This window comes from Atopobium deltae, from assembly GCF_001552785.1.
Taxonomy (GTDB): domain Bacteria; phylum Actinomycetota; class Coriobacteriia; order Coriobacteriales; family Atopobiaceae; genus Atopobium; species Atopobium deltae.
Window position 1 is genome coordinate 15,074 of sequence record NZ_KQ959485.1, and the last position, 13,229, is coordinate 28,302.

The following is a 13,229-nucleotide window of genomic DNA, read 5'->3' on the forward strand; positions in this document are numbered from 1 at the left end:
GGATCGCGACTCAGCAAGCACCGCTCTTTGCTTTGAGCGCACTATAGCGCAGCAATTTGCGTAGCCAGATCTTGCAGTGCATAAAAACGATGCGAGATGCTGTTCTTCTCGTCAGGGGTTAACTCGGCCATGGTGCGGCCACCCATAGCATCGGGCACGAAGAGTGGGTCGTAGCCAAAACCATTGCTGCCGCGAGGCGCAAAGCCAATACGACCAGTGCAGTCTCCATTACCCGTCAGCGTGCGACCGTCGGGATATACCAGTACCACACTCGAATGAAAATGCGCACGTCGCTCGTCGTCAGCAGTAAGCGCCAACTCACTGAACAGCTTGTTGTTGTTTGCTTCGTCGTTGCCGTGCTCGCCCGCATACCGCGCGCTGTAAATACCCGGCGCGCCGTCGAGTGCGTCCACCACCAATCCCGAGTCGTCGGCTATGGACGGATAACCCGTGTACTCCAATGCCGCGCGGGCTTTAATCAGGGCGTTTTCGGTAAAGGTTTGGCCATCCTCGATGGGATCCTCAAAATCCCCCAACTCATGCAGGGCCACAAATCGCGCGCCTGGGAGCACCTTTGTAAGAATTGCCTCGATTTCGACCACCTTGTGTGCGTTGCCCGTGGCCACCACAATGGTTTGCTGCTCAGAAGAGGCTTGTTGCTGATCCGAAAAAGTGTGCTGCTGGCTAGAAGAACTTTTCTGCTGTTCAGAAGAACTCATATCGATGCTCCAAAAATTATTCGTCGACGTGCTTCTCGGCAGCATCTGTGATATTACCAGTGCTCGAGGCTGCGTCGGAATCATCAGCGCTGGCAGGCGTCTCGCGAAAACCCGTTACCTGATTTTGTAAATCCAGCAGCTGGTTAATGGCGTCCTGTCCCCTGTCGAGAAGATCGTCGAGCTGCGCACGGTCAAACGGCGTTTTTTCGCCAGTGCCTTGGATCTCAATAAGGGCGCGTCCAGGCACACCAACAATATTCATGTCGACATCGGCGTGCGAGTCCTCCTTGTAATCGAGATCAACAAGCAACTCGCCCGCGACGCGGCCGACCGAAATTGCAGCCACTTGATTGGTAAGAGGAAGTCGCGGCAGGTCACCCTTCTCGACAAGCGCCATAAGCGCATCGTGCAGCGCCACCCACGCGCCCGTGATAGCCGCCGTACGCGTGCCGCCATCAGCCTGAATGACATCGCAATCGAGTGTAATGGCGCGCTCCCCCAGCGCCTTAAGGTCAACGACGGTGCGCAGGCTGCGGCCAATGAGGCGCTCGATTTCCATGGAGCGACCTTTTCGGCCCTTGTATTCGCGGGGGGAGCGCTTCGCAGTCGAGGCGGGAAGCATGGCGTACTCTGCGGTTATCCAGCCCTCATGAGAGTACATGCGCCATTTGGGAAGCACGGGCGTAACCGTTGCGGTGCACAACACATGCGTGTCACCAAACTGCGCCATGCACGAACCGAGTGCGTGTTTTATCACGTCTCGAGTAAGAGTGACGGGGCGCGTTTGGTCGTTGGTGCGTTGATAAGAACGTTGCATAGGTCCTCCCGTGGTTTGCAGTGTTGGTGTTTGCGGCGACTGCGCCATGTGGTTTGCAGTAGCTGCGTCGTGTGACTTGCGGTAGGCGGCCGAGTTACGAAAGCAGGTGATCGAGCTCCGAGAGCGTGATGTGTTTCACCGTGCCCAGAGACTCGCCAAAAATCAATGATCCAGCATGAGCAAATTCATCCACTTCGTCGGATGTTGTCGCAAAGTGGTGCTGCGGGTGGTGATGCGAGTGGTGATGCGAGTTTGTGGCTTGTGCATACGTGGTCTGTACAGCATCGTTGGTCTTTTCGCCAGTGCCCTGCACATAGCCAGCCTCATCCTGCTCCGCCAATTCACCGAGTTTCGACAAGGCGTGTTGGATGCTGCGAGTGGTTTCCTCGGCAGGATTGACCAGCACAACATCGGACCCCAGTGCCTCTTGTATTTGCTTGCTCAGCATCGGAAAATGCGTGCAGCCTAACACGACCGTATCGATACCCTGGCCTTGCAGCGGCTCAAGCATTTCTCGCACAATGTCTTTTGCGTGCTCAGTATCAAAAAGTTCGCTGGTAAACACACCTATATTTTTGCGTGCATGCGCCAGAGTGTCCTCAACAAGCTCCACAAAGCGTGGGGCAGCACATTGGGTAATACGAGCATCAGGGTCAAGTTTTTTCAGCGCTCTCACATAGCTCATCGACTGCACCGTCCCTTGGGTTGCAAGCACGCCAATATTACCCGTGCGAGTAGCATTCACAGCAGCGCGAGCGCCCGGCTCAATCACGCCAATCACAGGAATGTTGAGCTCATGCTGCAAAACCTCAAGGCTCGCGGCCGTAGCGGTATTGCAGGCGATGACAATCATTTTAACCTTGCGCTCGACAAGCCAAGCCGCAATCTCGCGCGCAAAATCACGAACTTCGGCCTGGTCACGCGGTCCATACGGGCAACGCTTCGTATCACCGACATACAAAATTGATTCTTGGGGCAGACCCTCTAATAAGGCACGTGCAACTGTAAGGCCACCAAGTCCTGAGTCAAACACGCCAATAGGTTCGCAAGGACGCACCGTCACATCACCTCTCGTGTTTCTCATAAACAAAAAGCCCACTAGCCTGGGGCTACTGGGCTTGATACTTCTTTTGGTGGGCGATGAGGGATTTGAACCCCCGACCTTGTGCGTGTAAGGCACCTGCGCTAGCCGCTGCGCCAATCGCCCGAATGCGGAGGAAATCGTACCATAAAAAATGGCTGAGCGCAAAAGGACGCAAAAATTCCACCCGAGCGCTTCTCATATCCACCTGTAGCGACTCTCATAGTATACTAAGTGCCATGGATACGACAAGTTTTACAGCGCTCGCAGAGCTTCTTTCTCGAGAAAATATACTTTGCGAAGCCACACCACAACTAATATCACAACCATCAATAGCCAGCGGCTCACAGCCAACATCACAAGTCGCCGCGATGCCACAACAAGTGGGCGCAACACCACAAGCCGCCGCAACGCTTGCAATTTCTGGCGCGGCATGCGATTCGCGCGTCGTTGCCCCAGGCAATGTTTTTATCTGCAAGGGCGCTGCCTTTAAGCCAGCCTTTTTGACACGTGCGCTCGAGGCAGGAGCCAGCTGCTACCTGTGCGATCAGGTGCAAGCGGACGAACTTTTGCGCATCGCGCCCACCACGGCGCGCCTCGTGGTCAACGATATTCGCAAAGCCATGGCGATCGTCTCGGCAGCAGCCTGGGGGCATCCCGATACGGATCTGCGCATTGCGGGTATGACGGGAACCAAAGGTAAATCGACTGTTGCATACATGCTTCGCAGTATTGCCGATAAGGGCGAGCCCTACGCACACGCTTCCATTATGGGTTCGATCGAAACCTATGACGGCATCGAACGCGAAGAGAGCCACAACACGACGCCCGAGGCGCCCGACCTGTGGCGCCACCTTGCGCAGGCAAAAGCCACTGGTCACGACCCTATGATCATGGAAATTTCCAGCCAAGCACTCAAATACGAGCGCACGTTGGGGTTGCACGTCGACGTCGTGGGCTGGCTCAACATTGGCCGCGACCACATTTCCCCGCAGGAGCACAAAGACTTCGAGGATTACTTCACGAGCAAGCTCAAGATTTTTGAGCTTTCGGATACTGCTGTTGTCAATCTGGACACCGATCACCTCGATCGGGTGCTTGACGCCGCACACAAGCAGCACATACACAAGCTCGTGACCCTCTCGGCACGCGGGAGTGCAGCGTCGAACGCAAGCACGAACACGGATGTCTCCAACCCGCCCGCCGATATTTGGGCCGAGAATATCCGCGTGGAGTACGACACCGTTCGTTTTTGCTGCCACACCCCTCAGTGGACCGACACGATTTTGCTGAGCATGCCAGGCGTTTTTAATGTCGAGAATGCCCTGTGTGCAATTGGTATGGCGCAGCAGCTCGGCTACAGCCAGAAGGAAATTTGCGCTGGCCTGGCGCGCTGCCATGTACCCGGGCGCATGGAGCTCTCGAGTGCCTCGACGCCCCACATTATTGGCCTGGTAGATTATGCGCACAACCAGCTTTCGTTCCAAAAGTTTTTCTCGTCCGTAAAGCAAAGCTTCCCGCAGCACAAAATTATTGCTGTTTTTGGTGCTCCTGGAAACAAGGCTTACGAGCGCCGCCAGGAGCTTCCACAAGAAGCCTCGCGCTGGGCTGATATGCTGATTTACACCTCTGAAGATCCCTGGTATGAGTCTGCCGAGAAGATCTGTCAAGACATGATAGCCGCTACTCCTGCAGGCGCTCACTACGAGGTTATTGTTGATAGGACCAAGGCTATTTATCGTGCAGTTGAGATGGCGCAGACTTGGCACCACGAAGGCAGCGATAGCATTATTTGCATGCTTGCCAAGGGTGATGAAGTTGAGAGTCACGAGGGGGATGCTTTTGTCCCCATGCAGCCCGACGGCGATGTTTTTGCACAGGCCATGGGCACATATGCGCAGCGCGCTGACGCGCAAGCATAAAGCACTGGTAACGTATAAGCAATCAGCATGATAGCGCGAGATCAATAAGACGAAACATACGAGCACAAAAGCATCAGCGAGCACACGAACGCTCAAAATAACCAGGCCCAAAATAAAAGAGCGGGATCGAATTTTGACCTCGCTCTTTGTGCTACAGCCAGCACGCCTATGCTGAACTGCATGTTTTACAAGATTAAACCTTACTCGGCGCTAGCCTCAGTTTGTGCTTGCTCGGCAGCAGCCTCAGGTGCAGCTTCTTCTGCAGCCTTAGTCTCAGCAGCGGCCTTCTCGGCAGCCTTCTTCTCGAACTCTGCAGCACGCTTGGCCTTCTCGGCAGCCTTAGCCTCAGCAGCGGCCTTCTTTGCAGCAGCAAGCTCGGCAGCCTTAGCGGCTTTCTCGGCCTTGGCGGATTCTGCTTTCTTGAGCTGCTCTGCAGCAGCGCCACCAAACTTGTTAGCAAAGCGCTGGACGCGACCACCAGTGTCGACGAGCTTCTGCTGACCCGTGTAGAATGGGTGGCACTTATCACACAGATCGATGGTCAACTCGCGCTTCACCGAGCGGGTCTTCCACGTGTTTCCGCACGTGCAGCGAACGGTACACTCCACGTACTCTGGATGAATTCCAGTTTTCATACAGGACTCCTTCTTCAAGGCTCTGGTTTCCGACCAGAACGGATGTATTCCACGTGTTGCGGAACATAAGCCAAAAGATAATACCACATGCGCTGGCCAACACCAAGGTTGCGCAGGTTTTCTCTGCATGCTTAACCGAAACTACAATATCGGCATCGTAGCGTCGGCGCGTTATCGGGCGTAGCGGTGTCGCGACGCTGGAGCGTTATCGAGCGCTGAAGCTGACAGCTTTTTGTGGCGGCTCCATATAACGAGAAGCGCTATCATAAAATACGTTTGCACACGTTTTGACGTTTGCGCTGCACACCACGCTTTGCACCAACCCGATGGAGATGACCATGCTTTTAGCTGTTGATTGTGGAAACACTCAAACGACCGTGGGGCTTATCAACACCGATGGCTCCGTCGTGCGCCAATGGCGTATGGCGACCGATACCAGCGATACCCGCGATGCTTTGCACGCGCGTCTCCACACGTATTTTTCGATGCTTGACCTTGATTTACACCAAATCACGGCTGCCGCTATTTCGAGCGTCGTTCCCCTGCTGTCGATTGAATGGCACGATTTGATGCGGGACTTGCTCGGCGAAGAACCACTTATGATAAACAGTAGCCTCCCCTGTACGCCTCCCATCGCGCTCCAAAACCCCGCCGAACTCGGTGCCGATCGCCTTGCCAATGCCATGGGCGCCAAAGATCGCTACGGCTCCCCCGTTATTGTGGTTGATTTTGGCACCGCCACCAACATCGATGTCGTCGATGCGCAGGGTCGTTTTGCGGGCGGCGCCATTATGCCAGGACTTATGCTTTCTGCTCAAGCGCTTTTTACGCGTGCCGCAAAGCTTTCGAGCGTGAGCCTGATTGCCCCGCCCCACGCCTTGGGAAATTCCACTGAAACCGCCGTGCAGTCTGGCCTTATTATTGGAACAGCCGCTATGGTAGAAGGCTTGGTCACGCGCATTAAAGCTGAACTTGCCGAGAAGACCAGCGAGGCAGCCAACGCCCCCGTTATCGCTACGGGTGGCTGTGCACAAACCATTGCAGAAAGTACGACGCTGTTTGATGCAGTCGACAGCGACCTGACCTTACATGGAATTTATTGCATTTGGCGCGCGCTTCAGGCGTAAGACTCTTGGCTAGTCGCACGCCTCGCCCGGCGTGTACTTCACTCACAACGCACTTTGCTATAGCGCTCGAATTGATGTTTGCTCGGGCGCAAATTCGTGCTCGGCGCCCTTCTCGTCAAGAAGGGTGATTCGTCCCCACACATCCAGTCCCGCAAGAATTCCCGTTTGCTGCACGCGCCCGTCAGGTGCCAGCGCTTGCACCTTGGCGCCCAGAAGATCCATCCTGTCGTAATACTCATGCAGAAAAAGCGCAATGGGTCCCGCCAGGGATTTCTTTTGCTGGATGGCATCTTCCCACGCACTCACTCGCGCTGCGAGCGCCTGGTAGAGAAGTTCGGCAAGGCGGCGAATGTCGAGAGTGGCGTTGATGTCTGCGCTGGTGCTGTGAGCATCATCGCGCGCCACACGGCAATCTTCTAGGCAATCCCCAAGAAATGCTGGCTCAAACGGATGAGGCGTTCCGTCGTACGTAGAGGCAATACGCTTAGCAAGCTCGTTGGGGCTAGCGGGATCACGAGTCAAATTCAGATGCACACCACACAGTGCAAACATGCCATCAGCATAGCCTGCATCGACAAACACACTTCCCAGCTTTTTGCCATTGTGGGTAAAATCGTTGGGCCACTTGGGTGCGATGTCTGTTAGTCCAAGCTGCTCAAACACATCCAACACAGCAAGTGAACAAAGTATCGAAAGTCCATTAAAATACGGCATCGGAACCTGTGGTCGCACAATCATAACCACATGAAAACAACCTGATGCCGACTGCCACAGTCGTCCCATGCGAGCCGAACCCTGCGTCTGCAGGTTGCTTACAAACATTGTCTGAGCTTGGGGATTTTGACGTGCCACCTCTTTTGCCACGGCAGGAAGCGAATCTACCTGCGATAAAAACTCAATCGGCAAATCGCCAGCCAAGGTACCATGGCTCGAAATTAATTCCATTCGATGGCTCCCAAGTCAGCAGTAATTTGCCCCACTCGCGCGGAAGCAGACTTGATCTCCACTCCATCGTGCGTCAAAAAGCGCTCAGGGTCGTGCATAAGATCGTGCAGCGGAACAAGTACGTAGTCGCGCTCGCCCAAACCCGGATGCGGTAACACAAGGCGTCTACCAGCATGAACTTCATCCTGCATCCACACAAGATCGCAGTCAATCGTACGCGGACCATTGCCGTGCTCCCCGTCAGAGCGCTGCCGATGCAAGGTCTTCTCGATAGCCATAAGCTGGTCGAGAAGAACGAGTGGCGCTAATTGCGTTTTAATTTCGGCAACGGCATTCACCACATGCGTGGCAATGCCGTATGCAGGCTCGGTTTCGTAGGCATGGCTCACATTAACGACGCAGGTCAGCGGCAAGGCGTTGAGTAGCGAACAGGCCTTTGCGAGATAGCCCACGCGGTCGCCCACGTTGGAGCCGAGTGCGACAAAGGCACGGCGCTCGTCTGTGTGCGCGATGGTCCAATAGCTCGTAAGCGCCTGATACGTTTGTGCAACATTGTGCACGCGCACGATGCGCGCGCCTGCTTCGACTGCTGCGATGGCCACGCCCGCGGTAGCGGCGTCGCGCGCGGCAGCTGCTTCAACAGCAGAAATAGCTCCGACAAAACGTTTGCGCGACACGGCGCACAATACGGGATACTCCATCGAAACCATCTTGGAAGTCGCCCGTTGAATAACGACGTCCTCGTCCGCATATTTACCAAAGCCAGGGCCCGGGTCGATGCAAATGCGATTGCGTTGGACGCCCGCACGCATCAAAGTACGCGCTTGATCCCCCAAAAAGCCCATCACGTTACGCATGATCGGAGCCGATTCTGGTGTCGAGAACCTCCGCGTTCCCGCAAGTCTTACAGTTGCGGTCGTCGCTTGCGTGGGCGCCGAAGCCATCATTGCGTCAAGCGAGGTGTTTGCGGTGCGGGCATCGTTGGTGGTGGTTGGGCTTGCGGTGCTTCTGGAGGCAGCGGCGCCCGAGTCGACGGGTTTCTCGTCTGCATGCTCGTCGGTCTTCTCGGCGTCCTGCTCGGCGTTTTGCTCAGCGGGCTTCTCGGCAGACGCAGCGGTACTCGCACCAGAACTTGCGGCATCTGCGCCAGCCGCATGATTAGCCTCTTGAGCTGCTAAAACACTATCGAGCACTACCGTTTGTCTCGGCGCGGGCGCACCCACTTCGCCTGCGTGCATCACGATGACGCCAGCGGCGCTTTCGGCAGCGGCAGCCACCATGGCTGGATCGGTAAAGCCCGTCACATCGTTGATGATGGCCGCGCCCAAGCGAACGCACATGCGGGCCACCTCGGCGTGACGGGTGTCAACCGAAACGATCGCTCCCGCGGCCACAAGCGCGCGCACAACGGGAACAATGCGCTTGGCCTCCTCCTCGGGGGAAACGGGCGTAAAGCCAGGACGCGTCGACTCGCCGCCCACGTCGATAATATCGGCGCCCTCGTCGAGCATCTGAAGGCCACGGTCAATGGCTGCCTGCGTGTCTATGTACGAACCGCCGTCCGAAAAAGAGTCGGGCGTCACGTTAAGCACGCCCATAATCCGCGGACGACTCAGCGAAAGTTCGTGGATGCCGCAATGCCATACCATGGTTTTATCCCGTAACATGTATACTCCTTTAGAGCTTCAGCGCTCGATCCGTGTTCACTTTATTGTACCTGCCTTAGTTTTTTGGGTACAACACCTCATAGTATGAAATCACACAATACCGAGGAGTCATCTTGAACATCCAACACACTGACGAGAAGACCCTGGCGAGCGCCGCAACAAACCCCAAAAACGACACCGCCGCGACCGACCTCAAAAATCACTACCGTTTTATCTCGTGGAACGTGAACGGCCTACGCGCGGTCGTCAAAAAAGATCCCTCGTTTGAACAAATTTTTTCTGAACTTGATGCCGACGTGTTTGCCATCCAAGAGACAAAATTGCAGGCAGGCCAGATTGACCTATCCCTTGCGGGCTATACACAAATCTGGAACTACGCCGACCGAAAAGGCTACTCAGGCACGGCTATCTTCTCGAAACAGACTCCTCTGCAGGTAATTCGCACCATTGGCGCGCCCGAAGCCGACAACGAAGGTCGCGTATGCGCCTGCGAGTTTGACAAGTTTTGGTTCGTCAACGTGTATACGCCCAATGCGCAAAACGAGCTCAAGCGCCTTGACACCCGCCTTGCGTGGGACAAACATTATCGAGAATTTCTTGTCGAGCTTGCACAGAAAAAACCAGTCGTGACCTGCGGTGATTACAACGTTGCCCACCAGGAGATCGACCTGAAGAACCCTGCAACCAATCACGAGAACCCGGGCTTTTCGGATGAGGAGCGTGCAAGTTTTGGCGAGCTTTTGAACGCCGGGTTTATCGACACCTTCCGCCACTGCTACCCCGACGCCACGGATGCGTACAGCTGGTGGAGCTATCGCATGCGTGCCCGCGAGCGCAACGTCGGCTGGCGTATCGATTATTTTTTGGTGTCGGATGCGCTTGAGACTACCATTCGCAAGGCTGCGATTCTTCCGCAGATCTACGGCAGTGACCACTGCCCTGTGGAGCTGGAGTTAGCACTTTAGTTTTTGTGTGGCTGGCGGGCGGTTGATCACGCCTAACGCTGTTGTCGCGGTGGTCGCGGCTTTATTGCGCCTGACGATAAGACCGCGCAACTGCAGCCCAGCTGTCCATGGAGTTCACAATGGTTTTGTACGAAACGCAGTAACCCAGGCGAACCCAGCCCGTGCAGCCAAAACTGTTGGAGGGCACGGGGAATAATTCGTGCTCGTTTGCGCGCTGGCAAAATGCTTCTGCGTCATCTTCTAAGGCTTTTACCCACAGGTAAAAAGCACCAGCAGGTTCAATAAAGGTATAACCCAGCGCAGACAAGCCTTCAGTCAGGGCTGCTCTGTTGCGTGCATAGGTGGCGACATCGGCAGGCTCATCAACGCAGTCGGCCAATACGCGCTGAAACAGCGCCGGCGCACAAACAAAACCAAGAGCGCGACCCGAACCTGCAATGGCAGCGATGAGCTGTGTATAGTCGGGGTGCATAGGAGGCACGAGCACCCAACCAATGCGCTCGCCTGGCAGCGACAGCGACTTTGAATACGAGTAACACACGATGGTCTTCTCGTACACGTCAGGAATCCAGGGAACTTCCTCACCATAGGTGATCTCGCGATACGGCTCGTCGGCGAGAAGCACAATATCGGTCCCAAAGTGCGCCGAACGCTCGCGTAACACCGCAGCGGCCTCTTCCAGATTCTGGCGCGTGTAAATGGTGCCCACGGGATTGTTGGGTGAATTAACAATGACGACCTTCGTGTTTTTGGTAATGGCGGCTCGCAGCGCGTCGGCATCAATTTGAAAATCGCTCTCGCGCGACATGACTTCTACGCAGCAAGCGCCCGCATGTTGGATCCACACTCGGTACTCGGGAAAGTAGGGTGCAATAACGATGACTTCATCGCCTGGGTTGATAAGTGCATGCAAACTAATAGAGATCGATGCTGCGGCACCACAGGTCAAATACAGACTTTCGGGCGTCGCTGCATTCTCGCCAAAACGACGACAGAGCGACTGCGCGAGTTTTTGCTTAACCTGTGGCAAACCTGCCGCAGGGGTGTAGCCATGCACCTCGGTGGGTGGCAAGCTGATGTTCTTCTCGATAGATGCGCGTACTGCCGCGGGTGCGGGTACGCTGGGGTTACCTATCGAGAAGTTAAAGACTTTATCGGGGCCAAGCTGCGCAGCACGGGCGGCAGCGGCTGCTGCAATCTCGCGAATAGACGATTTTGCAGCACCAAAACCATACGACAACTCATTAATGTGCATAACAAACGAACCTTAGATACTACAATTACTGTGCTACTGTGCTTGCTCCTGCTGGGATGGGTCTGCGGACGCAGTGGTTGCAACAGCAGCGGGAGATTGCTCGGCAGCGGCCTGGCCTGCGCAATACTCATCCCACTTGTCGTCAAGCAGAGCCTGTACCGCGTCGCCTTCGACCGTCTCGCGCGCAAGGAGTACCTGCGCCATCGTGTCCATTTGGCGACGGCGAGCATCGAGCATGTTGCGGGCCTTCTCGTGAGCCTTGCGCAAAATGCGCTCGACCTCATCGTCGATGCGCTTGGAAGTCTCGGCTGAATAATTTTGTTTGTCGGCATAGTCGCGGCCCAAAAACACCTGGTGCTGAGGCTCACCAAAGACGCGGGCACCGAGCGCTTCGCTCATGCCGTAACGCGTCACGATATTGTGAGCAATCTTGGTGGCCTTCTCGAGGTCGTTACTTGCGCCCGTAGTAATGTCGTCGCAGAAAAGCTCTTCGGCGGCACGACCGCCCATAAGAACCACGATCTCGTCGAGCATCTCGGAACGCGTGGACAAAAACTTATCTTCCTCGGGGAGCTGCAAGGTGTAACCAAGCGCCTGACCTCGGCTGATAATCGAAATTTTGTGTACGGGATTGGCGTTGTCAAGCAAATGACCTGTCAGCGCATGACCACTCTCGTGATACGCAATGGTGCGACGCTCTTTTTCGGTAATGATGCGACTGCGGCGCTCGGGGCCAGCAATAATGCGCTCCATGGCCTCTTCGATCTCGGGCTGACCAATCTCTTTTTTGTGATTGCGCGCCGAAAGCAGCGCGGACTCGTTCATAAGATTGGCGAGGTCAGCGCCCGTGAAGCCAGGGGTAAGTTTTGCCAAGCTCTTAAAATCAATGCCCGCGGCAAGGGGTTTACACGCAGCGTGCACCTTAAGGATTTGCTCACGGCCACCTACGTCAGGACGGTCCACCGTAACACGACGGTCAAAACGGCCAGGGCGCAGTAAGGCGGGGTCGAGAATATCGGGGCGGTTGGTTGCCGCAAGCAAGATAACCGCTTCGTTTTCCTCGAAGCCGTCCATCTCGACCAGCAGTTGGTTGAGTGTTTGCTCGCGCTCATCGTGACCGCCGCCAAGACCAGCGCCACGCTGGCGGCCGACGGCGTCAATTTCGTCAATAAAAATAATGGAGGGTGTAGCCTGCTTTGCCTGCGCAAACAAATCGCGCACACGGCTGGCTCCCACGCCGACGTACATCTCGACGAAGTCGGAACCCGAAATCGAAAAGAAGGGCACGCCCGCCTCGCCCGCAACTGCTTTTGCGAGCAGGGTCTTGCCCGTTCCTGGAGGGCCTACGAGCAGTACGCCACGAGGAATATGCGCGCCCATCGACTGAAAACGCTTTGGATCAGCCAAAAAGTCACGCACCTCTTGCAACTCTTCGACGGCCTCGTCAATACCAGCAACGTCTGCAAATTTTGTCCGGGGGCGCTCCTCTTCTACAAGCTGCGCCTTCGTTTTACCAAAGCGCATGGCCTGGCTGTTTTGCGCCATGAGCTGACGCAAGAAGTACAACACGCCAATAACTAACAAAACGGTCGGAATCATTTGGACAATAAAGTCACCCAACAGGTTGGGGTTTGAGGTGTTGACCATGTAGCGAACATTGCTGTGCTTGGCCATAAGATCCGCAAGTGAATCAGGGCCCACGTAGGCGCTCGTGAACTCGACGAGTTGCTGCTTGTTGCCCTTCTCGGCAGATTTAGGCCAATATCTTCCGCTGATAAACCCGTCGACAGGGCGGAATGTTACGTCGCTCGTACGATCGTCCTTGACGGCAGCAATAAAATCGCTCGTCGCAAGCTTATCGGGGCGCTTCTCAAACGGGAAGCCGTTGAAGAAACCAAAGGTGAGGTAGGCGACAAACGCCAGACCAATGATAAGAGCAGCAAGGGGAATGCGGAATTCCTTCTCGCTCACAAATGGATCGCGAGGGTCGCGAGGTCCACGGGAACCACGAGACGTAAGTGATCCACGAGGATCCAACGGTCCCTTCCCGCTTTTCTTGTTATCTTTGTTGCTCACGGATACAACTCCTCATCATA

11 protein-coding genes and 1 tRNA gene are annotated in these 13,229 nt (G+C 55.4%); 3 read left to right on the forward strand and 9 right to left on the reverse strand.

The window, feature by feature from the left end:
- Positions 1-41: 41 nt before the first annotated feature.
- The 4 genes from rdgB to HMPREF3192_RS01100 all read right to left on the reverse strand — a co-directional run bounded on the left by rdgB (position 42) and on the right by HMPREF3192_RS01100 (position 2,743).
- Positions 42-719: an RdgB/HAM1 family non-canonical purine NTP pyrophosphatase gene (gene rdgB, locus HMPREF3192_RS01085; RefSeq protein WP_082715525.1), complete on the reverse strand. Its 678-nt coding sequence runs from the start codon at positions 717-719 to the stop codon at positions 42-44.
- A gap of 16 nt (positions 720-735) precedes the next feature.
- Positions 736-1,536 (reverse strand): ribonuclease PH, encoded by an 801-nt coding sequence (gene rph / locus HMPREF3192_RS01090; RefSeq protein ID WP_082715526.1) that lies wholly within the window; start codon positions 1,534-1,536, stop codon positions 736-738.
- Positions 1,537-1,630: 94 nt separating this feature from the next.
- Positions 1,631-2,620 (reverse strand): glutamate racemase, encoded by a 990-nt coding sequence (gene murI, locus HMPREF3192_RS01095; protein WP_066304681.1) that lies wholly within the window; start codon positions 2,618-2,620, stop codon positions 1,631-1,633.
- Between the two features lie 47 nt (positions 2,621-2,667).
- A tRNA-Val gene (locus HMPREF3192_RS01100) sits at positions 2,668-2,743 on the reverse strand.
- A gap of 245 nt (positions 2,744-2,988) precedes the next feature.
- On the opposite strand from HMPREF3192_RS01100, the gene HMPREF3192_RS01105 reads away from it, so the two are divergent.
- Positions 2,989-4,539 (forward strand): Mur ligase family protein, encoded by a 1,551-nt coding sequence (locus HMPREF3192_RS01105; protein WP_231723324.1) that lies wholly within the window; start codon positions 2,989-2,991, stop codon positions 4,537-4,539.
- A gap of 200 nt (positions 4,540-4,739) precedes the next feature.
- Here the strand turns inward: HMPREF3192_RS01105 and rpmE are convergent, their stop codons facing one another.
- The gene (rpmE, locus tag HMPREF3192_RS01110) at positions 4,740-5,174 is read right to left on the reverse strand and encodes a 50S ribosomal protein L31 (RefSeq protein WP_066304626.1); all 435 of its coding nucleotides are present in this window, start codon (positions 5,172-5,174) and stop codon (positions 4,740-4,742) included.
- Positions 5,175-5,512: 338 nt separating this feature from the next.
- Between rpmE and HMPREF3192_RS01115 the strand changes: the two genes are divergently transcribed.
- Complete coding sequence (locus HMPREF3192_RS01115; RefSeq protein WP_066304628.1) at positions 5,513-6,301, forward strand: type III pantothenate kinase; 789 nt, start codon at positions 5,513-5,515, stop codon at positions 6,299-6,301.
- A 57-nt stretch (positions 6,302-6,358) separates the two neighbouring features.
- Here the strand turns inward: HMPREF3192_RS01115 and HMPREF3192_RS01120 are convergent, their stop codons facing one another.
- Both HMPREF3192_RS01120 and folP read right to left on the reverse strand, forming a co-directional pair.
- Positions 6,359-7,246 carry a biotin--[acetyl-CoA-carboxylase] ligase gene (locus HMPREF3192_RS01120; RefSeq protein WP_066304631.1) on the reverse strand — a complete coding sequence of 296 codons (888 nt, stop codon included), beginning with the start codon at positions 7,244-7,246 and terminating at the stop codon, positions 6,359-6,361.
- Positions 7,237-8,913 (reverse strand): dihydropteroate synthase, encoded by a 1,677-nt coding sequence (gene folP, locus HMPREF3192_RS01125; protein WP_066304632.1) that lies wholly within the window; start codon positions 8,911-8,913, stop codon positions 7,237-7,239. Before folP ends, HMPREF3192_RS01120 begins: the two co-directional genes overlap by 10 nt.
- A 143-nt stretch (positions 8,914-9,056) precedes the next feature.
- Here folP and HMPREF3192_RS01130 point away from each other — a divergent pair, with 143 nt between their 5' ends.
- Entirely contained in the window at positions 9,057-9,878 is an 822-nt protein-coding gene (locus tag HMPREF3192_RS01130; protein ID WP_082715533.1) for an exodeoxyribonuclease III, read from the forward strand.
- 61 nt (positions 9,879-9,939) lie between these two features.
- Here HMPREF3192_RS01130 and HMPREF3192_RS01135 read toward each other — a convergent pair whose 3' ends face one another.
- Together HMPREF3192_RS01135 and ftsH are read right to left on the reverse strand one after the other, a co-directional pair.
- Complete coding sequence (locus HMPREF3192_RS01135) at positions 9,940-11,133, reverse strand: pyridoxal phosphate-dependent aminotransferase (protein WP_066304634.1); 1,194 nt, start codon at positions 11,131-11,133, stop codon at positions 9,940-9,942.
- 33 nt (positions 11,134-11,166) lie between these two features.
- Complete coding sequence (gene ftsH / locus HMPREF3192_RS01140; RefSeq protein WP_082715527.1) at positions 11,167-13,209, reverse strand: ATP-dependent zinc metalloprotease FtsH; 2,043 nt, start codon at positions 13,207-13,209, stop codon at positions 11,167-11,169.
- Positions 13,210-13,229 lie beyond the last annotated feature (20 nt).

What these genes read in the sequence shown, in the direction of transcription:
- rdgB (WP_082715525.1), bottom strand. Translation starts at nt 719, where the DNA reads ATGAGTTCTTCTGAACAGCAGAAAAGTTCTTCTAGCCAGCAGCACACT.
- rph (WP_082715526.1), bottom strand. Translation starts at nt 1,536, where the DNA reads ATGCAACGTTCTTATCAACGCACCAACGACCAAACGCGCCCCGTCACT.
- murI (WP_066304681.1), bottom strand. Translation starts at nt 2,620, where the DNA reads ATGAGAAACACGAGAGGTGATGTGACGGTGCGTCCTTGCGAACCTATT.
- HMPREF3192_RS01105 (WP_231723324.1), top strand. Translation starts at nt 2,989, where the DNA reads ATGCCACAACAAGTGGGCGCAACACCACAAGCCGCCGCAACGCTTGCA.
- rpmE (WP_066304626.1), bottom strand. Translation starts at nt 5,174, where the DNA reads ATGAAAACTGGAATTCATCCAGAGTACGTGGAGTGTACCGTTCGCTGC.
- HMPREF3192_RS01115 (WP_066304628.1), top strand. Translation starts at nt 5,513, where the DNA reads ATGCTTTTAGCTGTTGATTGTGGAAACACTCAAACGACCGTGGGGCTT.
- HMPREF3192_RS01120 (WP_066304631.1), bottom strand. Translation starts at nt 7,246, where the DNA reads ATGGAATTAATTTCGAGCCATGGTACCTTGGCTGGCGATTTGCCGATT.
- folP (WP_066304632.1), bottom strand. Translation starts at nt 8,913, where the DNA reads ATGTTACGGGATAAAACCATGGTATGGCATTGCGGCATCCACGAACTT.
- HMPREF3192_RS01135 (WP_066304634.1), bottom strand. Translation starts at nt 11,133, where the DNA reads ATGCACATTAATGAGTTGTCGTATGGTTTTGGTGCTGCAAAATCGTCT.